Below are 21,975 nucleotides of genomic sequence, written 5' to 3' on the forward strand. Positions count from 1 at the left end.
GAATTGTGGCTATCGCCGCACCGTCTACAGATAATATCATGCATCCATATTGCTGCAAGCAAGTAAATCTAGTCAAAAGCAACTATTTGATTGGCAATCGATTTCGCTAGCCAATTAGAAACTGAATCCTTTTAGCAAGTTATATCGTGCTGTTATTGTAATAAAGAATAATATTGGTTTGGCTTATCGTATCAATTAGCCAATTAGGCAGAATTTTTGCTAAAGTAAGTAGTATCATTCTTTATTAAGGGTCAAGTCATGCTTATTACAATTTCACCTGCAAAAACATTAGACTACGAAAGCCCACTTGCAACACAGCAATTTACTCAGCCTGAGTTACTCTCTGAGTCTCAAAAATTAATTAATGTCTGTCGTAAGTTAACCCCCGCGGATATCGCCAGTTTAATGAAAATTAGTGACAAACTTGCAGGGCTCAATGCCGCTCGTTTTGCAGAATGGCATGCGGACTTTACCCCAGAAAATGCACGCCAAGCGATCCTCGCCTTCAAAGGTGATGTATATACGGGTATGCAAGCAGAAACGTTTTCTCAAAACGATTTTGAGTTTGCTCAATCCCATTTACGTATATTATCAGGCCTTTATGGTGTTTTAAGACCGCTAGATTTAATGCAGCCTTATCGCTTAGAAATGGGAATTCGTTTAAAAAATACCCGTGGAAAAGATTTATATGAGTTTTGGGGAGACATTATCACCAAGCAATTAAATCATGCATTAGCCGAGCAAAAAGACCCAATATTAGTCAATCTTGCCTCAGATGAATATTTCAAATCAGTGAATACAAAAAAACTGGATGGCCAAATTATCAAGCCTATTTTCTTGGATGAAAAAAATGGTAAATATAAAGTTATCAGTTTTTATGCAAAAAAAGCTCGAGGTTTAATGAGCCGTTTTATTATCCAAAATAAATTAACGAAAACAGACCAACTGGCTGATTTTAATTTAGAAGGCTATCAGTTCGATGAAAGCCAATCTAAAGGTAACGAGTTGATATTTACTCGCCCAGAGCAAGCTTAATGCACAAAACGTGGGGACTGGCGCACAGCAGATACCCACGTATTTCAAAATACTTCATTCTTTTTTCGGGCTCAATCACAATTTACTCATAAACCTTCTTGCTAAGCACGAATTAGCATTGATTCCTCAGCCTACTTTTTAGCTTTATGACAGTATAAATTGAGTTTTACCCACTATTTTGGAGGTGAAGTATGCCTTATGTCGCATCATCAAAACGCTATACTGAAATGGAATATCGTTTATGTGGCCGTAGCGGATTACGCTTACCACTGATTTCATTAGGGTTATGGCACAACTTTGGCGATAACAAACCCTTTGATAATTGCCAAGCCATGCTTCGCCACGCTTTTGACCTTGGGATCACCCATTTCGATCTTGCGAATAATTATGGGCCACCGCCAGGATCTGCCGAAAGTACATTTGGCAGGATCATGCAACAGGATTTTCTGCCTTATCGTGATGAAATGATCATTTCATCGAAAGCCGGTTTCACTATGTGGGATGGCCCTTATGGCGACTGGGGAAGTAAAAAATATTTGGTTGCAAGCCTAAATCAAAGTTTGAAACGCATGGGTTTAGATTATGTAGATATCTTTTATCATCATCGACCTGACCCCAATACTCCATTAGAAGAAACTATGGGAGCACTAGATCTCATTGTTCGCCAAGGAAAAGCTCTGTATGTGGGAATTTCTAATTACCCAACAAATTTAGCTAAAGAAGCCATTAATATTCTCAATGAATTAGGAACCCCTTGCCTGATTCACCAACCTAGATATTCCATGCTAGAACGCACTCCTGAAGAAGATTTACTTGATTTACTGGAAGAAGAAGGTGTCGGCTCTATCGCATACTCTCCGTTAGCAGGTGGAATTTTAACCGATCGCTATCTTAATGGTATTCCTGCGGATTCACGCGCTGCGGGTAATCCTTCTTTACCGCCAGAAAGACTCACATCCAACGTTTTATCAAAGGTTAAACAGCTGAACGAGCTGGCGGTAAAAAGAGGACAGAAGCTAAACCAAATGGCCTTAGCATGGTTACTGAGACATGATAGGATCACTTCAGTGCTCATCGGAGCAAGCCGTATCAGCCAAATTGATGATGCGATGGGGATCCTAAAAAATCGTAATTTTACGCAAGAAGAGCTCAAAGCTATCGAATTAATATTAGAAAGCTAATGAAATACACAAGTTGCAGGAAATCCTGCAACTTACTGAAATACAGCTTAATTAACGATATTCCCCATTTGCTTTAAACTGCACCACAGAATAAGGCTGAGTACGGCCATCTGGCTGCTCCATACCTAGGCTACCAATTGGCATGCCCGGAACAGAAATTCCCACCACATCTGCCGGTAAAGCATCAATCGCATCAAGGCTACTCACAGGAACATGCCCAACAATCACTTTGCCTTTGTATTTCGCTATGTGGCAGCTGCGTAAGTTATAAGGGACCTTCAATTCATCATTGAGTTGATTTAATTCATCATAACTAATTTCGTTCACTTCAACGTTATATCCCGCTTTTTTAACCCCTTCTCCCCACAATTCACAGCAACCGCAATTTGCATCTTTATACAATTGCACGCTCTGGCTTTGAGAAAATGCCGAAAATGACAGTAATAACATTCCACTCAACATTAATTTTTTCATTTTTAATTTACCTTCAAAATAGTCATGGTGAATATTCATCATTATTTATTATGACGTAACTGGCAGATTAATTTATAAGCTGCAGGAATAATAAATAGGGATAATAACGGTGCGGTGATCATGCCGCCAATCATCGGCGCCGCAATACGGCTCATCACTTCCGAACCAACGCCTGTTCCAAGTAATATGGGTAATAAGCCCGCTAAAATTACAGCAACCGTCATGGCTTTAGGACGAACTCGTAAAACAGCGCCTTCATATAATGCACGGTCTAAATCTTGATCTGATAAGCTGCTTATTCCTTGCTGTTTTTCTTTATCTTCGATTGCATGGCGTAAATAAATCAACATTACCACACCAAATTCAGCGGCTACACCTGCTAATGCAATAAATCCAGTTCCTGTCGCAACCGATAAATTAAAGTTCATCCAGTAAAGGAACCAAATAGCCCCAACCAAAGCAAAAGGTAAGCTTAATAAAATCAGCAAAGCTTCACTAAATCGTCTGAATGCTAAATAAAGCAAGACAAAAATAATCATGATGGTAGCGGGAACCATTAACATTAACTTTTGATTAGCCCTTTCAAGTAATTCGAATTGCCCCGTAAAGGAATAGCTAAGACCCGGCTTCATTTGGATGTTATCTTTTATTGCTGCATCAATATCTTTAATAACAGAGACCATATCGCGATCGCGCGCATCAATATAAATCCAACTAGTCGGTCTTGCATTCTCAGTTTTCAACATTGGAGCGCCCATATTCACGAATACATCCGCAACATCACTAAGCACAATTTGCTGTTTACTCGGCGTTAAAATTGGCAACAATTTCATCGCAGATACACTATTTCGGTAATCTTGAGGATATCTTATGCTAATTGGATAACGCTCAATCCCTTCAACCGTTTCCCCAACCATTTCCCCGCCAGTCGCCATTGAAATATAAACTTGTACGTCACTGATGCTCATACCAAAACGAGCTGCTTTTTCTCTATCAATTTTGACATCAATATAGCGCCCACCAACCAATCGCTCGGCTAAAACAGAAACAACTCCAGGCACCGATTTGGTGACTTTTTCAATTTCTTGGGCTAATGCATCAATTTCTTCGAGATCTCTGCCGGATACTTTGATACCTATAGGGCTTTTGACTCCCGTAGATAACATATCAATACGATTGCGAATAGGAGGAACCCATAAGTTCGCAACTCCAGGTAAACGCACCGTTTCATCAAGCTCATCAATAATTTTTTCGAGAGTCATACCTTCTCGCCACTGTGTTTGCGGCTTCAAACGTATCGTTGTTTCAATCATTTCCATCGGGGCTGAATCCGTAGCTGTTTCAGCTTTACCGACTTTTCCAAATACCGTATCCACCTCAGGAATAGTTTTGATTAACTTATCTGTATTTTGTAGTAAAAATGCTGCTTGTGCAGGAGAAACCCCCGGTAACGTTGAGGGCATATAAAGTAAGTCACCTTCATTAATCGCAGGAAGAAATTCACCACCTAAATGTTTTAATGGCCATATCACGGTAAATAAAGATAAGAAACCAATTAACAAAGTTGTTTTTGGCCATGCCAATACCTTAGTTAAAATAGGGCTGTAGAGTGAAATCAACCAACGATTCAGTGGGTTTTTATTTTCATTTGGAATATTACCGCGGATCCAATACCCCATTAGAATTGGAATAACAATTAATGCTAACGCTGCAGCCCCCGCCATGGCATAGGTTTTTGTAAATGCGAGTGGACCGAATAAACGGCCTTCTTGCCCTTCTAACGTAAAGATAGGAATAAAAGACAATGTGATAATTAATAAGCTGATAAATAATGCGGGTCCAACCTCAACAGCCGAGTCCGTAATAACTTTCCAACGCTGGGCATTATCAATGACTTTACCTTCATTTTCATGCTGCCACTTTTCTAATTTTTTATGTGCATTTTCTATCATAACAATGGCAGCATCCACCATGGCTCCGATCGCAATTGCAATACCCCCTAATGACATAATATTTGCATTTATTCCTTGGTAGCGCATGACGATAAAGGCAATAAATAATCCAAGAGGCAAGGAAATAATAGCCACGAGAGCAGAACGGAAATGCCATAAAAAAACAGCACACACTAATGCGACAACAATAAATTCTTCCAGTAACTTATAACTTAAATTATCAATCGCGTTATCAATAAGAATACTTCTATCATAAGTCGTGATAATTTCGATGCCTTCCGGCAAGCTAGCACTTAAATCTTCAAGCTTCTGTTTTACATCATGAATCACATTACGTGCATTTTCACCTGAACGAAGCAAGATAATACCACCCACGACCTCGCCTTCTCCATTTAGCTCTGCAACCCCACGGCGCATTTCGGGCCCTTCCTGTATTCGAGCCACATCTTGTAAGTAAATGGGGACGCCATTTTCCGAGGTTTTTAGGTAGATTTTATTAAAGTCATCAATAGATTGAAGGTAGCCACTTGCTCTAACCATATATTCAGCTTCAGCAATTTCAATCGATGACCCACCCGCTTCTTGGTTAGCCATTTCAACTGCCTGTTTTATTTCAGGTAATGTCACTGAAAATTGGCTAAGTTTGAGTGGGTCAACTAAGATTTGGTAAGATTTAACCACACCGCCAACGGTTGCAACTTCTGAAACATTTGGCAACGCCTTCAATTCATATTTCAAAAACCAATCTTGTAATGAACGCAGTTCCGCTAAATTATGCTTTCCCGTTTTATCCACTAAAGCATATTCAAAAACCCAACCAACACCTGTCGCATCAGGTCCAATGGATGCCACTGCACCTTTAGGTAATTGGTTTTGGACTTGGTTTAAATATTCTAAAACTCGTGAACGAGCCCAGTATAAATCTGTATTATCTTCAAAAATAACATAAACATATGAGTCGCCAAAGGCAGAAAAACCACGCACCGTTTTTGCTCCCGGCACAGATAACATTGTGGTTGTTATCGGGTATGTGACTTGGTTTTCGACCAATTGTGGCGCTTGCCCTGGGTAAGTGGTTTTGATGATCACTTGTACATCAGATAAGTCAGGTAATGCATCAACAGGAGTACTGCGAATGCTCCAAATACCCGCAATAACTAAAAATACGACCCCCATTAGCACTAAAAACCGGTTAGCAACTGAGCGTCTTATAATCCATTCCAACATACTCTACTCCTGAGATTTATGTGATGAATGATTAGATGACGCCGATGGTTCGGGAAGCGCTTCCATCTTGGCTAATGCCCCGGCAATATTCGCTTCAGAATCAATTAGGAAAATCCCCTGAGTCACTATATGCTCGCCCACTTGTAAGCCTTCAGATATTGCCGTCATTTGTTGGGATTCACTCAGCACTCGCACCCTTTTCGGAATAAATTCACCATTCTCACCAACAGCAATAACATGCTGTTTTTTCCCTGAATCCACAATGGCTTGTGATGGGATCAACAAACTTTCCTTACCTTCTGCAACTAGATTTAAATATGCAGTCATACCCGGTTTTAATAAATGGTTAGGATCCGCAATTTCTGTACGAATATTAATTGTACGACTTGCTTGATCTGCACTGGGTAATATCAACCAGTTTTTTACATTAAATAACTGCGAAGGGTAGGCAGGAATAGAAACTGTAAATTGTGTTTGTTGATTAAGTAATTCAGCAACTGACTGAGGAACAGATGCATTAATCCACAATGGATCTGTTCCTTGAATTTGTGCAATAACGACTTCTTTGGATACGTTCATCCCTAAGCGCAAATTAAGTGCAGTAATTACCCCAGAAATAGGGGCTTGAACGGTAAAACGTGTTTGCACTTTTCCTGTTTTAATAAACTGGGAAAGCGCACCTTCTGGCATACCATTTAAACGTAAACGCTCAATGACGCTATTAAGATCTTGTTGGCTCGCATTCATTTGTTTAAGTGCGAGATATTCGCTTTGTGCTTCAACCCATGCTGGGATCGTTAGCTCCGCAATAGGAACGCCTTTTTGGATCCTCTCACCGACTGTGAATGGATAAACTTTTTCAACAAAACCATTTTCTCGTGCTTGTACGATCGCAAATTGGTGATCATTAAACACAATTTCAGCTGGAAATGTTAAGTCATAGTTTAATTTTCCCCACTTTACATCCACCGTTTTAAGCCCTAAATTTTGTGTCTGTGTTGGGTTAATTGTTATTCCTTTGCTATCCGCTGAAGCCAAGTTTTCATCCGCATATTTAGGAACAAGGTCCATGTCCATAAATGGGGATTTTCCTGGTTGATCAAATTTAGTATTGGGATACATTGGGTCATACCAATACAATACGGTGCGTTCTTGTTTTTCAACTGATTGGCTATTATTTTCTACAACGAAAAAATAACGATAAAATAAAATTGAAATAACGCTCGATAAAATAATTACCAATAGCAATTTGGTCAGGTTAACTAATGACATAACATCTCTCTACCTATTTAGTTTATCTTTTCGATGGATTTCAACATTGAAAGATTACCTTGTTGTACAAAGGAAAATTTTAATTCATCATTTTCTTGTAAACCGTTGATCATATTTTCATTTTCATAAGTAAAACGCATAGTCATTGGTGGCCAGCCAATACTTTCAATTTCTTTATGGTTAATCGTTAATTTCTTGTTCTCTTTATCAATCGAAATGAGCTTTCCTTCCGTATTGATTGTCGGTTCTGCGACTTTTTCTGGATAAATAGAGTGGTTATGTTCAGCGCCGCTTGCATAGCCAGTTGCTGCTAACATCGCCATTGAAATTGCAAAAAATACCGTATTTAATTTTTTCATTGTTACCCTCATGATTTTATTAATCCGCCACCTAGTGCAGAGAATAAATTTATTTCATTCTTCTGCTGTTCTATTTTCAACATCAATAAATTTTGCTGTTCGGTAAATAAGCTACGCTGTGCTTCAAGAACATCGAGATAGCTCAAGCCACCATATCGATAACTAGCTTGTTTCTGTATTAAGACGTTTTGCAGCGTGTTGACATATTGCTCTTGGGATATAAGTTGTTTTTCTAAACTCGATTTGATCACTAGGGCATCTTTCACTTCACGAAACGCCACCTGAATGCTTTTTTCATAATTAGCAATCGCTTTATTTTTTCTAATATTTGCCAACTCTAAATTTCGGCTATTTGATCCTCCAGTAAAAATAGGTAACGTGATTTTAGGAATAAAATTCCAGATACCATTTGAAGAATCAAATAGCCCAGTTAAAGACTCGTTATTATTTGCGATACCCGTATTAAAGGAAATTGAAGGAAAAAAAGCAGCTCTCGCTACACCAATATTGGCATTCTCAGAAACAATATTTTGTTCCGCTGCCATAATATCTGGGCGTTTTAATAATATTTCAGAGGGAATATTTGAAGGTGTTGTAATCAAGGGATAATTCGGTTCGTAGTGCCCTAACTCTGAGTTTATCTTTGTTACATAATCATTCGTCAAAAAATTCAGTAAATTTTCATTTTTTGCAATTTCACTTTTAATTTTTTCGATATTAATAGAAATAGACTGAACTTGTCCTTTAGCTTGTTCTAAGTCTGATAGCCCCGCTTTTCCTGCCTCCACTTTTTGTATTACTATCGATTGACTATTGAGGTAGCTTTGTTTCGTCTCTTGTGCAATTAATAATAGTTTTTGGTTATACACCACATCTAAATACGCTTCTGCTACCGTTTTGATTGTTATAATTTGTGTCGCACGGTTCATCTCTTGAGAAGCGATAAATTTTGCTTTATCTGCATCAGATAAATTTTTAATACGTCCAAAAAAATCCAGTTCATAGCTGATATCAATACCCGCACTATATTTCTTATTGAACGATGTGCCAGACTCTAATGATTGGCTGTAGTCAGCACTCATTGATGAATTAACTCGAGGATATTTTTCAGCTTCCGCTAACCCAAAACGCACACGAGCTTCTTCTACATCTAACGCAGCAAGATATAAATCACTGTTTTTCTCAAGCGCAATTTCTATCGCTCTTTTCATTTGTGGATCTTGAATAAATTTGTCCCAACTAGGAATCGATAATTCTATTTGAGCCTGCTTTACTGCATCAGGAATATTGCTACTGAATTGATGAGGTACATTAAGATTAGGACGTTGATATTCAGGGGCTAGCGAAACACAACCCGTCAAAATTAAGGCATAAGCTATAATTAATATTTTTGGGGAATACATGGTATAGCCATGCCTCTAGTGATTAAAATTGAGGCTATAGTAAAAAAGAACAACTGTTAGATTCATGACATGAAAATGACAAATTTGTCATTTTACATTTCGTTACTGTAGTGCTTAGAATGGCAGTATTGTTTACCTGTCTGCTAGGTCTAAGATGAAATTACTTATTGTTGAAGATGAACATAAAACGAGAGAATACTTATCTAAAGGCTTAAGTGAGTCCGGGTTTATTGTTGATGCAATCGAAAATGGCATTACAGGCCTGCATATGGCCACAACTGAAGACTATGATTTAATTATTCTTGATGTGATGTTGCCGGATATTAACGGCTGGGAGATTGCAAAAAAATTACGCAGTGTAGGAAAAAATACACCAATACTCATGCTTACTGCTTTAGGTAATGTTGAACATCGAGTCAAAGGGTTAGAGTTAGGTGCTGACGATTATCTCGTTAAACCATTTGATTTTTCTGAGCTACTTGCCCGAGTGAGAACTTTATTGCGCAGAGGCAATAACAGCATCCAAAAAACACAATTTACCATCGCTAATTTGTATGTTGATCTGATCAAACGGCGCGTTACCCGTGAAAATGATAAAATTATACTCACCAGTAAAGAGTTTTCTTTATTGGAATTTTTTATTCTTCACCAAGGTGAAGTTCTTTCTCGTTCTCTAATAGCCTCAAAAGTTTGGGATATGAATTTTGATAGTGATACCAATGTCATTGATGTTGCAGTTAAAAGACTGAGAGCTAAAATAGATCAAGGCTATGAACCTAAATTGATTCATACCATCAGAGGAATGGGCTATTTACTTGAGATCCCTGAAAATGATTAAGTTATTTCGATCTCCTGTCTCTATTTCAATTCGTCTTATTGTTTTAATCAGTATTACCCTCTCCCTCGCTTTATTATTATTTAGCTCGATCATGATCAATTCAGTTATGTTACATTTCAAACAGCAAGATGAATATACATTGAGCCAAATAAATCTCACTATTCGCAGTTTATTAAGTGAAAAAACTAACTCACAAGATGAACAATTTTCACGTATCAGAACTATTTTGAATGAACACCAAGATTTGGTTGTCTACCTCATAGATCAAAATGGGAATGTCCTGACTTCCTCAAATGCAACTGTAGACCTCATTTCTCGCCTAAAAAATTATGACTCGACTAAAGATAATGCGGATCAATATCTTGAAAGTTATCGATTAGCCGAAAGTAAAATTAAGGTATATCGCTCCAATGATATACAGCAATACCGCCTAGTAACGGCTCTTTCTCTTAATTTTCATCATAATTATCTTAGCTCTCTCATATATAACCTGATAATCAGTGCGATTTTACTGTGTTTATTTACTATTGCAGTTGTTTATTTTTTAGTTATCAAAGGCCTCAAGCCACTTAAAGAAGTTAGCGATGAAATAAAGAATGTAACCTCTGAAAATTTAAGTGTTCGTTTAGACCCTGACTCTGTGCCTAATGAATTAAAGCAATTAACTAAATCATTTAATCAGATGTTAGTAAAGATTGAAGATGTTTTTGTAAGGCAAACGAATTTCTCTGCAGATATTGCCCATGAAATGCGTACGCCAATTACTAATTTAATGACTGAAACTCAAATATCTCTGAGTAAAAACCGCAGTAAAGAAGAGCTAGTTGAGGTGTTATATTCTAATTTGGAAGAATATAACCGTCTATCACGAATGATATCTGACATGCTTTTTCTTGCTCAAGCAGATGATAATAGGCTTATTCCAGAGAAAAAAATGATTAATATTAAAACTGAAATAGAGCTTATATTTGATTATTTTGAATATCTCGCAGAAGAGAATGAAATAAAACTCAAGCTGATTGGTGAAACAACCTCTATTATGGCCGATAAAGACATGTTAAGGAGAGCGATTACTAACTTAATCTCAAATGCTATCCGCTATACCCCAAAAGGCGATTCTATCAGTATTAATATTTCAAATGTAAAAGAGGGAATTGAATTAATCATCAGCAACCCTGGTATAAAAATACCAGAAGAACATTTAGCTAAACTTTTTGATAGGTTTTATCGCGTGGATAAATCAAGACAACGAAAAAATGAAGGAAGCGGTATCGGATTAGCTATCGTCAAATCGATTGTATCAGCACATAAAGGCAGGATCACTGTAACATCAGATGATTTTTCAACACGTTTCACTGTATTTTTACCTATAAAATAAAATTAAAAATTTCGTTATAAATGGCAATTTTGTCATTTTGTTGTCAGTATTCAGACAGAAATAAAGCCTTATTATAGTTATAAGATAAATTATTTAACTTAATAAGGATTCACAATGAAAAAAATTATTTTTGCTTTAGCGATTTCTGCTGTAACAACACATGTAACAGCAGCCCAAACAGAAAAAGAAATTCATTATAATGCAGCAACTGCTCTCAGTTTCACTGAAAATAATACCTCTTATTCCAATCTAAAATCGATTAATAACCATTTAAAGCAAGCGGGTATTTCTGGCAATAATATAATTAACTCACCTCAGTCATTTCTTCAATTAGATGAACATACTCAAGCTGCTACTGCATTGAATTTTACTCAAAATAACACATCTCCAGTAATACTGAATATGATCAGCCGCCATCAAAAGCAATCACCTAACTATAAAAAACCGATAGTAAAAACGGCTAAATTATTTTCCGATATGAATGAAAGTGAGAAGGCTATTACTATGCTAAGTTTCAATAAAAATAGCTCTTCGGCACCAATTCAAAATGAAATTATGAAAATATCAAAAGATAACAAATAATTAGTTTTAAATAAAATTATTTAGTTCAATTAAATAAAACAAAAGTCTATTTTAATCGGAAAATCATTATAGTAAGTTTAAAGCTTATTATAATGATTTACCCTATTACATTTTTTATTACCTAAATAAATAAATCCTTTATTGATTATTCGAATCTGTGAATTACAATTCACTTGCAGTACACATTCATTTAAACTTTTCAATGAGGATTTATTATGTACAAAGCATCTATTATTATCGCATCATTATTATTTTCAACACTAGCATCTGCAACTTCCTTAGAGTCTCAATTATCATCAAAAAATATAATGACTTTTTCTGCCGAATATTCACTACATAATGGTGGCAACGGTGGTCATGGTGGCAATGGTGGTAACGGCGGCAATGGCGGACATGGTCATTAATTTATCTCAATATTAAATTTCTCCCCCTTCTTTTTGGAGGGGGAAAGGAGAAATACATGAATCATAAGGTTTGCATTTCATTAAGTCTGTTATTAATTAGCTCTTATTCCATCTCAAGTTATTCTCATTCCTTATTTAATACTACATCTAACTGTTCATTAAAAAATGAACTTATTATTAATGATGTTAATAATAAAATATGTTCGATATTAAATGGTCAATATTATTATTCTAAGATCCTTAGCTTTGCAAGCCATGGGCAAAACGGAAATCATGGCCAAAATGGAAGTCATGGTCAAGGTGGATTAGGTGGTCAGGCCGGGCAAGGTGGTGATGGTCAAAATGGTGGAAATGGCGGAACAGGTTCAAATAACGGCAACGGTAGTAACGGTGGAAATGCAGAAGCTGGCAGTAATGGTAACGGTGGAAATGGTGGCCATGGTAGTGTTACCGGTGGTGACGGTGGCCATGGGGGAAATGGTAATGGAACCGGCAATGGTGGTAATGGCGGCAATGGCACAATGAATGGGAATGGAGGAAACGGGGGGAATGGGGGAAGTAATGGTGGGAATGGCGGCAATGGTGGAAATGGTTCTGGAGGTGGAAATGGCGGCAATGGTGGCAATGGCAGCCAAGGCGGTAAAGGGGGACGCGGTGGTTCAGATGGTGGTAGAGATGGCCTCGACGGCATCAGTACACTCTAATAGGCAAATTCATTAGCTGTGAATAAGTGATGTGGCAATATGAAACCATATAATTACCTTAACAATAAATGGTCTTATCATTAAAAACGGAAGCTTCTGCTTCCGTTTTTCATATCCACATATTCTTTATTGCTTAGGTGCTAATTTCATTAAAAATGTGCGTAATTGGGTAAAGTCAGATGGTAAAAAGTGTGAAAGTAGCGGTAGCTCTGCACGCTCAGCTAACTCTTTTGGTAAAGGTATGGCCTTATTAAGGATCTCTTCAACACTTTCCTTAAACTTAGCTGGATGTGCCGTACCTAAAAACAGCCCGTATTCGCCTTCTTGCAACTGGTCACGCAGCACACGATAAGCAACCGCAGCATGTGGCTCAGATAAATATCCTTTTTTATCTAATTCACGTACTGTTTCTTTAGTCACTTCATCACTCACAACCCCATGGCCTAATTCATCAAGGGACCAACCTTTACGGCGGAATAACTCCTCAATACGAGGCCAGTTGTTCGGCTGACTAACATCCATGGCATTCGATAATGTAGCCACAGTTTGCTTTGGTTTCCATTGTCCATCAACAAGGTAACGCGGCACAGTATCATTTACGTTAGTCGCTGCAATAAAGCGTTTGACAGGTAAGCCCATTGCTTTGGCTAATAAACCTGCCGTAAGATCCCCAAAGTTCCCACTCGGAACCGAGATCACTAGTTGATCGCGTTTTTCTGCTGGGATCTGCGCGACCGCTTCAAAGTAATAGCAGATCTGAGCAAGTAAACGACTGATATTGATCGAGTTCGCTGAATTTAAGTACAGCGCCTTTTTCAACTCTTCGTCATCAAATGACTGTTTTACTAATGCCTGACACGCATCGAAGTCATCTTTAATCGCAACCGTATGAATATTTTCACCCAGTGTACAAAAGAGTTTTTCTTGCAGCGGGCTGATTTTCCCTTCTGGATAGAGAATAACAACTTGCACGTTATTAAGACGATAGAATGCGTGAGCAACTGCCGCTCCGGTATCCCCTGAAGTTGCCGTCAAAATGGTCACAGGTTGCTCACCAGCGACTTGACCTAACGCCTGAGCCATAAAGCGGCCACCGAAGTCTTTAAATGCGAGGGTTGGCCCATGATATAGCTCCAACGTTGCAACATCATCTTCAACTTTAGAAACTGGCGCAGGAAAAGCAAATGCGGCTTTAACTCTCGCTGCTAGCTCTTCTGATGGAATTTCATCACCAATAAAAGCACTTAAAATACGGCTGCTACGTGTGACAAAATCTAATTTTAATAATTCGTCGATTTCAGCCGCACTAAATTCAGGCAGATCTTGGGGAAAGAATAAGCCTTGTTGCTTCCCTAACCCTTGCTTAACCGCTTGCGCAAAACTTACTTGTTCATTGTTATCTTTTAAATTATACAGTTTCATTATTTACCCTATTGTCCTTGCCCCGGCCAGATCCAAACGGCAGATATGCACAAAGCCTTCATCATTCTGAATATAATGTTGTTGCAAGTAGCTCGCCATATTTTCAGCGATATGTTTCTCATCGCAAATAGCAAATAGTGTTGGCCCAGAGCCAGAGATACCACACGCCAATGCACCTATTTCTTTTGCGTTCTGGCGCGCTGCCGCAAAACCCGGTAATAGTTGTGTACGATAAGGCTCAGCAACAACATCTTGGATCATCGTTGCTGCAAGTAACGGCTGGTTTGTATGACATGCATGAATGAACCCTGATAAGTATCGACCATGGTTTACAATGTCGTGACGTGGGTAGCTATCAGGCAGGATCGCACGTGCTTCCGCTGTTGATACTTTAATTCCTGGATAGGCCATAACCCAATACCAATTTTCAAATGCAGGTACAGGCTGTGAAATAATACCATTTTGCTCGATAATCAGTTGTAAACCACCTAAAAAACACGGTGCGACATTATCATAATGCACACTACCAGAAATACGCCCTTCCAGTTCCCCCATCATGCCAAGCAGTTGGGTATCATCAAATGGTTTCTCTGCAAATTCGTTTAGCGCCATCAATGCGGCGACAACAGAGCAGGCACTAGAACCGAGCCCTGAACCAATTGGCATATTTTTTTCAAGCGTCATCGCAACATTTAATGGCTGACCAAGACGCTCACAAAACAGCTGCCAACATTGGTAAACAATATTGTGCTCATTCTTTTTCGGAAGTTTAGCAACGAATTTGCCTTTATTCGTCAACGAAAAGGTGTCTGCCGCTTCAACTGTTACACAATCACCTAATAGTGAACCGTCTGCAGGCGAAACTGCTGCCCCTAGGACATCAAACCCGACGCTCACATTACCAATTGAAGCCGGTGCATAAACTTTAATCACTTATTAAACTCCCAATTTCCATGAAAGGGTACGCAGCATATCCGCAAATACACCAGCCGCAGTAACATCATTACCTGCGCCATAACCTCTTAATACTAAAGGAATTGGTTGGTAATAGCGTGTATAGAAAGCTAGTGCGTTTTCGCCATTTTTAACTTTGAAGAGAGGGTCATTACCATCTACGGCAACAATCTTAACCTGACAGCGTCCTTCTTCAATCAATCCAACATAGCGTAACACTTTTTGTTCTGCTTCTGCGGCTTTTATACGTTGCGCAAATTGTTCATCCAATTGTGGTAGGCGTGCCATAAATTCAGGCACTGCGCCACTACTGTCAAAATCCGTTGGTAAAACAGGTTCAATTTCAATATCTTGTAACTCTAAGTCATAACCTGCTTCACGGGCTAAAATTAACAATTTACGCGCCACATCCATACCCGATAAATCATCACGAGGGTCTGGCTCCGTAAAACCTTTTTCTTTAGCGAGTGTTGTGGCTTCGGATAAAGACATGCCTTCGTCTAACTTACCAAAGATGAATGATAAAGAACCGGATAAAATTCCGCTGAAATGAACCAGTTCATCCCCTGCATTCAATAAATTTTGCAGGTTCTCAATAACCGGCAAGCCCGCGCCTACGTTAGTGTCATAGAGGAATTTACGTTTCGATGTTTCACTTGCCGCACGTAACTGATGGTAGTAATCCATCGACAAAGTATTGGCTTTTTTATTTGGTGTGACCACATTAAAACCATCTTTCAAGAAATTGACATACTGCTCTGCAATTTCCTGATTTGATGTGCAGTCAATAATGACAGGGTTCAAGAAATGGTATTCACGCTCTAAGCGAATTAAACGGCTTAAACTAAATGGCTCTTTCGCTTCCGCTAGCTCCGCTTTCCAGTTATCTAAATCAATCCCTTGCATATCCGTTAACATTGCCCGTGAATTAGCAATACCACATACACGCAAATCAATATGCTTTTGTTTTAACCATTGTTGCTGGCGGTGAATTTGCTCAATTAATGCATTACCAACCCCACCAACACCAATGATAAAGGCCTCGATAACTTGTTCCGCATTAAATAGCATTTGGTGACATAAACGTACCGCCGTTGTGGCTGACTCGTTGGCAATAACAGCAGAAATAGAGCGTTCGGAAGACCCCTGTGCGATAGCGACAATGTTTATGTTACCGCGAGTTAAAGCGGAGAAGAAACGCGCGGAAATGCCTTTCAACGTGCGCATGCCGTCACCCACAACTGAAATAATCGCCAATTGTTCCATTACATCCAGAGGATCAAGTACGCCATCTTTCAGCTCTAAGTAAAACTCTTCTTCCAGTGCGGCACGTGCTCTCACTAATTCATTTTGCGGGACACAAAAGCTAATACTGTATTCTGATGAAGACTGCGTGATCAGGACGACCGAGATCCCTTTACGAGACATGACTGAGAAAATGCGTGCAGCCATACCCACCATTCCCTTCATACCGGGGCCAGATACGTTAATCATCGCCATGTTATTCAGGTTGGTGATCCCTTTCACTGGTGTGCTATCGTCAGTTTGACCATCACCAATTAAAGTCCCCGGAGCGCTTAAGTTAGTGGTATTTTTTATCAGGCAAGGGATTTGGAATTGAGCAATTGGGGCGATGGTACGAGGATGGAGAACTTTGGCACCAAAGTAGGATAACTCCATGGCCTCCTGATATGACATACCTTTCAACAAGCGTGCATCGGGTACTAAACGCGGGTCACAAGTATAAACCCCATCTACATCAGTCCAGATTTCACAACAATCAGCCCGTAAGCATGCCGCTAAAACTGCAGCTGAATAATCAGACCCATTACGACCTAATACCACTAATTCACCTTTGTCATTACCTGCAGTGAAGCCCGCCATTAAGACAAAATGATCTTTCGGTATATTTAAATCAGCAATGCGTTTTGTTGACTCATTTATATCAACGGTAGACTCAAGGTAATGGCCTTTCGCGAGTAAGCTCTCTACAGGGTTAATTACAGTCACATTATGGCCGCGTGCTTTTAGCACCGACTCCATAATGGCGATAGAGAGTTTCTCGCCACGGCAGATAATGGCTGCGTTAATGCTGTCAGGACATTGTCCGAGAAGAGTAATACCATGCAGTACTTGTTTGATTTGTGCGAATTCTTGCTCTGTCAATTTTTTTAAACGGTCATATTCAAAACCGGGTTGTTTTTCTTTTAATCCTTTTAAAAGGTTAGCAAAAATCATTTCAGCATCATTAACATGCGTGATGACATCTTGTCCTGCAACCGTTTTTTCAATCATAGCAACCAGATGGTTAGTGATTTTTGCTGGCGCGGATAACACCAAAGCCACTTGTCCATCTGCTAGTTTACTTTCAGCGATGTCGGCAACATTCAGTACTCGTTCGTCATTTGCAACCGAAGTACCGCCAAATTTAAGCACACGCATGGTATTTCTCTCCTGAATTAACACCAAAAAAAAGCCCGCATCGGTTAAGTATGCGGGCTTTTTCATTTTTATTTTTTGGATGCGTCAGCCCGCCCCGTTTCCTGTGGTTACGGTGGTGGTGGTAATAATAATAGTCAGGCTGATATTACGCATAGATTCTGTCTGTCTCTTAGATTCTTTTAAGTTTCTCCCTATACGGTTAAAGCAATTGGTATATTTTGTCAAATTTATTTGCAAAACATCCCTTTTAAAACTCTTTTTTTATTTGATAAATTATCTATCAGCGCGAAAAACACATTCACAAAAAGATACCTATCACACCAATGATGGTATTAAAAACCAAAAAAACTTAAATTTTAAGTTAAATAATTTTTTACCTAGCCAGAAATGAAATTGCCTATTAAATAGGCAAAACAGATAGCCTTTAGCGATTTCTTGTGAAGAAAATCAAAATGAAAATATGAACAACAATGACCCACTTAATCAATGCATTTAGCAGCTATATTTCTTATCATTTGCCCCATGTTCATCAATACATAGGCACCATTACACAAGTCAGTATTGATACTTAATTTTATGATTTTTTCATTCGTTTAAATTACAAACAAATGCTATGAAATTGTTAAAAAATAGTCACAGCAAAATAAAATAAGTATTTTTCCTAATTAAATGAAACAAAAAATCACAAACTAAATATTTACACCCCGTTATCTCTAGCAAGATAAATTTTTCACCTTTTTCTGTAGCAAAATAACATTTCGAAATTGGAGGTAAGTCACAAATTAAACATTATTTATAATGGTATATTTAACTCATTGAAGACTATATTCATTGATACCAAGCCGAAGCATACCCTATGCATCAACTACTCCCCTTTTTTAGACGCTATCTGATTCCTAAACACCGCATTAATTTATATAATTATCTGCCTAACAATTTTTGTTAACGTGCTACAATTGATTTTGATATGTATCAACAAAAGTTAGTTTTTTAGGTGGTAAATGCAGTATTAGCTGTTATATTGCTGTTAACAGTACAATATTGGGAAAGTGCTTACATTTTGACTTGCAGTTAAAGTCTTTTGCCTAAAATGGCAACATAATGTCACTGTTGAATTTCAAAACAAATTTATACTCATAAACGGTTTTTCCAGAGAACAATATCAATAACCACCTAACTGGAAACGGCTTGTGAGTTCAGTATTTTTATTTTAATACTTTAGGTAGCAACTATGCAGACCCCACACATTTTGATTGTTGAAGATGAAATTGTCACACGCAATACGCTTAAAAGCATCTTTGAAGCGGAAGGCTATGTGGTTCATGAGGCAACTGATGGCGAAGAGATGAATAACGTTCTCTCTGAGCACGACATCAATTTAGTCATCATGGATATTAATTTACCAGGAAAAAACGGTTTATTACTTGCTCGTGAGCTTCGTGAACAAGAAAGCATTGCGTTAATGTTCCTAACAGGACGTGATAACGAAGTCGATAAAATCCTTGGCCTTGAAATTGGTGCTGATGACTATATCACTAAACCATTTAACCCACGCGAACTGACTATTCGTGCACGCAATTTACTGTCCCGTACAATGAATTTAGCGGGTGGTACGGAAGAGCGTCGTTTAGTGGAAAGCTATAAGTTTAATGGTTGGGAATTAGACATCAACAGCCGTTCATTAGTCAGCCCTGCCGGTGAGCACTACAAATTACCCCGTAGTGAATTCCGTGCGATGCTGCATTTCTGTGAAAACCCAGGAAAAATTCAGACTCGTGCAGACCTGCTGAAAAAAATGACTGGCCGTGAATTAAAACCACACGACAGAACTGTTGACGTAACGATCCGTCGTATTCGTAAACATTTTGAATCGACACCTGACACACCAGAAATTATCGCTACTATCCACGGTGAAGGCTATCGTTTCTGTGGTGATTTAGACGAATAATTAGAAAGCTAATTATTTACTGGTTATCGAAATCCGTTGTCTTTCAGGCAACGGATTTTTTATTTGCGAGTGATTTTTATTGCGAGTATAGCGGCTCAACTATTTTGTGATCACCAAGGCATAATCGGTACTGCGCTCAGCGCATTCTTTGGAGAACCATCGATCATCTTATCTGAATAAGTCAAATAAATTAATGCATTACGCTTAGGATCATAAAAGCGTACAACTTGCAATTTCTTGAAAACTAAAGATGTTCGTTTTTGAAAAACAACCTGCCCTTTCGTTGGTTTGCGTTTGACACGGTCATTTAACTCAATCGGCCCAACTTGCTGGCATGAAATTGCAGCATCAGAAGTATCTTCTGCTAAACCTAAGCCACCTTTGATTCCCCCTGTTTTTGAACGGCTTAAATAACAAGTCACATTCTCAACATCGGGGTCATCAAATGCTTCAACGACAATTTTATGGTCAGGGCCGAAAATTTTAAAAACAGTATCGACTGAACCAATTTCTTCAGCAAATGTGATGCCCGGCAACACTGATAATAATGCTGCAAGTACGATATTTTTTAATCTGGAACGACGCATACTGAATTCCCTATTCAACTAAAAATCGGTAAAACTTCGTAGTAAAACGAGACTTATTATTCACTTTCTTAACTAATTATCAAATACAACTCATTTACTATAAACGAAAAAGATAACTTGATATAGAATAGCAATTCATTGATAGATTATATCTGTTCTATAAGTCGCATTGGCTGGGGATATACATGGATCAAACTAATATTATTCGCGACTTGCTTCGCTGGATAGATGACAACCTAGACAAACCACTCTCACTGGATAATGTTGCAGCAAAAGCTGGCTACTCTAAATGGCATTTACAACGAATGTTCAAAGAGGTGACTGACCAAGCGATTGGTGCTTATATTCGAGCCAGAAGGCTTTCTCGTGCAGCTGTGGCATTGCGGCTAACAAGCCGACCAATTCTTGATATTGCGTTACAGTATCGTTTTGATTCGCAACAAACTTTTACTCGAGCCTTTAAAAAGCAATTTAACCTAACCCCTGCTTTTTACCGCCGAAGTGAAGAATGGTGTGCAGCAGGAATTTGCCCACCGATTATTTTAGATAATCACACGAATATTGAACATGAATTCTTGCAAATGCCAGCGCAAGAGCTGGTTGGCTTGGAACAAAGTTGTTCTTATGCGTTAGAAGAGTGGTCAACGGCCTGTTCGCAAATGCGCCAGACATTTTGGCACTACTATTTGGATAATACGACGACTATTGCGTCAGAAGTTTTTGGCTTGCACCATGCCATTCATAATCCAGAAAAAGAAGATGAACAAACGGTGTTTTATACCACTGCGGTAAGACCCGAAGATGCAAGTTTTAACACTGACCAATACACAAGTTTAACGTTGCCAAGTGGCCATTATGTTAAATTTTCGTTCAACGGCACACCAACTCGAGATGCATTACAAGAGTTTTTATACCAAATTTATGGTGTATATCTGCCTAAGCTGAATTTAACGCGTCGTCCTGGTTATGACATCGAACATTATCGATTAAAAAATATCGATTTACGTCATATCACCCCAGAAAATGATGACCCAAAAACACATATCGATACCTTTGATTATTATGTCCCAATCAAAACAGGTTCGACCGCAACACCTTAAAGTAGAGGAGTTTCAGTTTGTTGAAACTCCTTTTTCTAAATCGTTAACCTTGCTGTTCATCGAGAGCAGGCTGCGACAAGTGTGTCACCTCACCAGCTGTTTCAACTATCCAACCATTCGCCAACCATGGGCTGTTTTGGTAATCAACACGAGATAGTGAACAATTACGTAAACGCAAGCGGCGTTCTGAATAGGCAGGAACCCCCATAATACGGCTAATTAACGTACTTAACGCAATACCATGACTAACAATCAGTGGGCGACTCCCTTCAGGCAAATCTAAACAACTATTTAGTGCTGCAAACATGCGTGTATATAGCTCCTCCATCGATTCACCCTCTGGAATTCGTCCTCCACGAGTGCCATCAATTAAGCTTTTACGCCACTGTTCTTCCTCTGGCGTTAACGACTCTATTGCTCTTTGCTCAAGAACGCCCATATTTAGTTCACGTAGACGCGGTTCTGTGGTAATTTCACACCCGCATACACTTGCAATTATTTGTGCAGTTTCCAGTGTGCGTCCCATATCACTAGTGATAATATGGGTAATGCCTTCTGACTTTATCCTCTCAGCCACCTGCCTTGCTTGCAGTCGTCCAGTGGCGGTCAGAGGGCTATCGGATTGTCCCTGGATGCGACGAGCTAAATTCCATTCAGTTTCGCCATGGCGAACAAGATAAACCTGTAACATAGATGTGTTCCGTTATTACTTT

At 38.8% G+C, this 21,975-nt stretch carries 20 protein-coding genes and 1 other annotated feature; of the genes, 9 read left to right on the forward strand and 11 right to left on the reverse strand.

Features of this window, described 5'->3' with window-relative positions; all coding sequences use genetic code 11:
* Positions 1-258: 258 nt before the first annotated feature.
* Positions 259-1,035, forward strand: coding sequence for a peroxide stress protein YaaA (gene yaaA, locus PR683_RS11620; protein WP_109911856.1), 777 nt, complete (start codon positions 259-261; stop codon positions 1,033-1,035).
* Between the two features lie 191 nt (positions 1,036-1,226).
* Positions 1,227-2,216, forward strand: coding sequence for an aldo/keto reductase (locus PR683_RS11625; RefSeq protein WP_004914707.1), 990 nt, complete (start codon positions 1,227-1,229; stop codon positions 2,214-2,216).
* A gap of 51 nt (positions 2,217-2,267) precedes the next feature.
* On the opposite strand, the gene PR683_RS11630 is transcribed toward PR683_RS11625, so the two are convergent.
* Genes PR683_RS11630 through PR683_RS11650 form a run of 5 tightly spaced genes read right to left on the reverse strand, consistent with a single transcriptional unit; the run spans position 2,268 to position 8,903 of the window.
* Complete coding sequence (locus PR683_RS11630; RefSeq protein ID WP_042851912.1) at positions 2,268-2,690, reverse strand: DUF411 domain-containing protein; 423 nt, start codon at positions 2,688-2,690, stop codon at positions 2,268-2,270.
* Between the two features lie 41 nt (positions 2,691-2,731).
* Positions 2,732-5,869 carry an efflux RND transporter permease subunit gene (locus PR683_RS11635; protein WP_110731401.1) on the reverse strand — a complete coding sequence of 1,046 codons (3,138 nt, stop codon included), beginning with the start codon at positions 5,867-5,869 and terminating at the stop codon, positions 2,732-2,734.
* A 3-nt stretch (positions 5,870-5,872) separates the two neighbouring features.
* The gene (locus PR683_RS11640) at positions 5,873-7,141 is read right to left on the reverse strand and encodes an efflux RND transporter periplasmic adaptor subunit (protein WP_110731402.1); all 1,269 of its coding nucleotides are present in this window, start codon (positions 7,139-7,141) and stop codon (positions 5,873-5,875) included.
* A 17-nt stretch (positions 7,142-7,158) separates the two neighbouring features.
* Complete coding sequence (locus PR683_RS11645; RefSeq protein ID WP_227024219.1) at positions 7,159-7,500, reverse strand: copper-binding protein; 342 nt, start codon at positions 7,498-7,500, stop codon at positions 7,159-7,161.
* 8 nt (positions 7,501-7,508) lie between these two features.
* Entirely contained in the window at positions 7,509-8,903 is a 1,395-nt protein-coding gene (locus PR683_RS11650; RefSeq protein ID WP_198635069.1) for an efflux transporter outer membrane subunit, read from the reverse strand.
* Between the two features lie 154 nt (positions 8,904-9,057).
* On the opposite strand from PR683_RS11650, the gene PR683_RS11655 reads away from it, so the two are divergent.
* The 5 genes from PR683_RS11655 (at position 9,058) to PR683_RS11675 (ending at position 12,809) form a co-directional block, all read left to right on the forward strand.
* A complete protein-coding gene (locus PR683_RS11655) occupies positions 9,058-9,741 on the forward strand; it encodes a heavy metal response regulator transcription factor (RefSeq protein WP_211888421.1) in 684 nt (227 codons plus the stop codon).
* On the forward strand, positions 9,734-11,119 hold the full coding sequence (locus tag PR683_RS11660) for a Cu(+)/Ag(+) sensor histidine kinase (RefSeq protein ID WP_004914721.1): 1,386 nt from the start codon (positions 9,734-9,736) through the stop codon (positions 11,117-11,119). The genes PR683_RS11655 and PR683_RS11660 overlap by 8 nt, the downstream gene beginning before the upstream one ends.
* A 114-nt stretch (positions 11,120-11,233) precedes the next feature.
* Entirely contained in the window at positions 11,234-11,701 is a 468-nt protein-coding gene (locus PR683_RS11665) for a hypothetical protein (protein WP_109911850.1), read from the forward strand.
* Positions 11,702-11,916: 215 nt separating this feature from the next.
* Positions 11,917-12,105, forward strand: coding sequence for a hypothetical protein (locus tag PR683_RS11670; protein ID WP_272581796.1), 189 nt, complete (start codon positions 11,917-11,919; stop codon positions 12,103-12,105).
* A gap of 56 nt (positions 12,106-12,161) precedes the next feature.
* On the forward strand, positions 12,162-12,809 hold the full coding sequence (locus tag PR683_RS11675; RefSeq protein WP_272581797.1) for a hypothetical protein: 648 nt from the start codon (positions 12,162-12,164) through the stop codon (positions 12,807-12,809).
* A gap of 126 nt (positions 12,810-12,935) precedes the next feature.
* Here the strand turns inward: PR683_RS11675 and thrC are convergent, their stop codons facing one another.
* The 4 genes from thrC to thrL form a co-directional block, all read right to left on the reverse strand.
* Positions 12,936-14,231, reverse strand: a complete 1,296-nt coding sequence (gene thrC / locus PR683_RS11680) for a threonine synthase (RefSeq protein WP_109911849.1) — start codon at positions 14,229-14,231, stop codon at positions 12,936-12,938.
* Between the two features lie 3 nt (positions 14,232-14,234).
* Entirely contained in the window at positions 14,235-15,164 is a 930-nt protein-coding gene (gene thrB / locus PR683_RS11685; RefSeq protein WP_109911848.1) for a homoserine kinase, read from the reverse strand.
* Between the two features lie 3 nt (positions 15,165-15,167).
* The gene (gene thrA, locus PR683_RS11690; RefSeq protein ID WP_109911987.1) at positions 15,168-17,627 is read right to left on the reverse strand and encodes a bifunctional aspartate kinase/homoserine dehydrogenase I; all 2,460 of its coding nucleotides are present in this window, start codon (positions 17,625-17,627) and stop codon (positions 15,168-15,170) included.
* 24 nt (positions 17,628-17,651) lie between these two features.
* Positions 17,652-17,773 (reverse strand) — a sequence feature (Thr leader region).
* A complete protein-coding gene (thrL, locus tag PR683_RS20415) occupies positions 17,712-17,780 on the reverse strand; it encodes a thr operon leader peptide (RefSeq protein WP_071548816.1) in 69 nt (22 codons plus the stop codon). It overlaps the preceding feature by 62 nt.
* 1,078 nt (positions 17,781-18,858) lie before the next feature.
* Here thrL and arcA point away from each other — a divergent pair.
* Complete coding sequence (gene arcA, locus PR683_RS11695; RefSeq protein ID WP_004905684.1) at positions 18,859-19,575, forward strand: two-component system response regulator ArcA; 717 nt, start codon at positions 18,859-18,861, stop codon at positions 19,573-19,575.
* A gap of 110 nt (positions 19,576-19,685) precedes the next feature.
* Here the strand turns inward: arcA and creA are convergent, their stop codons facing one another.
* Entirely contained in the window at positions 19,686-20,162 is a 477-nt protein-coding gene (gene creA / locus PR683_RS11700) for a protein CreA (protein WP_004914737.1), read from the reverse strand.
* A gap of 185 nt (positions 20,163-20,347) precedes the next feature.
* Here creA and robA point away from each other — a divergent pair, with 185 nt between their 5' ends.
* Positions 20,348-21,262, forward strand: coding sequence for an MDR efflux pump AcrAB transcriptional activator RobA (gene robA, locus PR683_RS11705; RefSeq protein ID WP_004914738.1), 915 nt, complete (start codon positions 20,348-20,350; stop codon positions 21,260-21,262).
* Positions 21,263-21,305: 43 nt separating this feature from the next.
* Here the strand turns inward: robA and gpmB are convergent, their stop codons facing one another.
* Positions 21,306-21,953 carry a 2,3-diphosphoglycerate-dependent phosphoglycerate mutase GpmB gene (gene gpmB, locus PR683_RS11710; RefSeq protein ID WP_102138956.1) on the reverse strand — a complete coding sequence of 216 codons (648 nt, stop codon included), beginning with the start codon at positions 21,951-21,953 and terminating at the stop codon, positions 21,306-21,308.
* Positions 21,954-21,975 lie beyond the last annotated feature (22 nt).

The organism is Providencia sp. PROV269, assembly GCF_028477785.1.
Lineage (GTDB): Bacteria > Pseudomonadota > Gammaproteobacteria > Enterobacterales > Enterobacteriaceae > Providencia > Providencia rettgeri.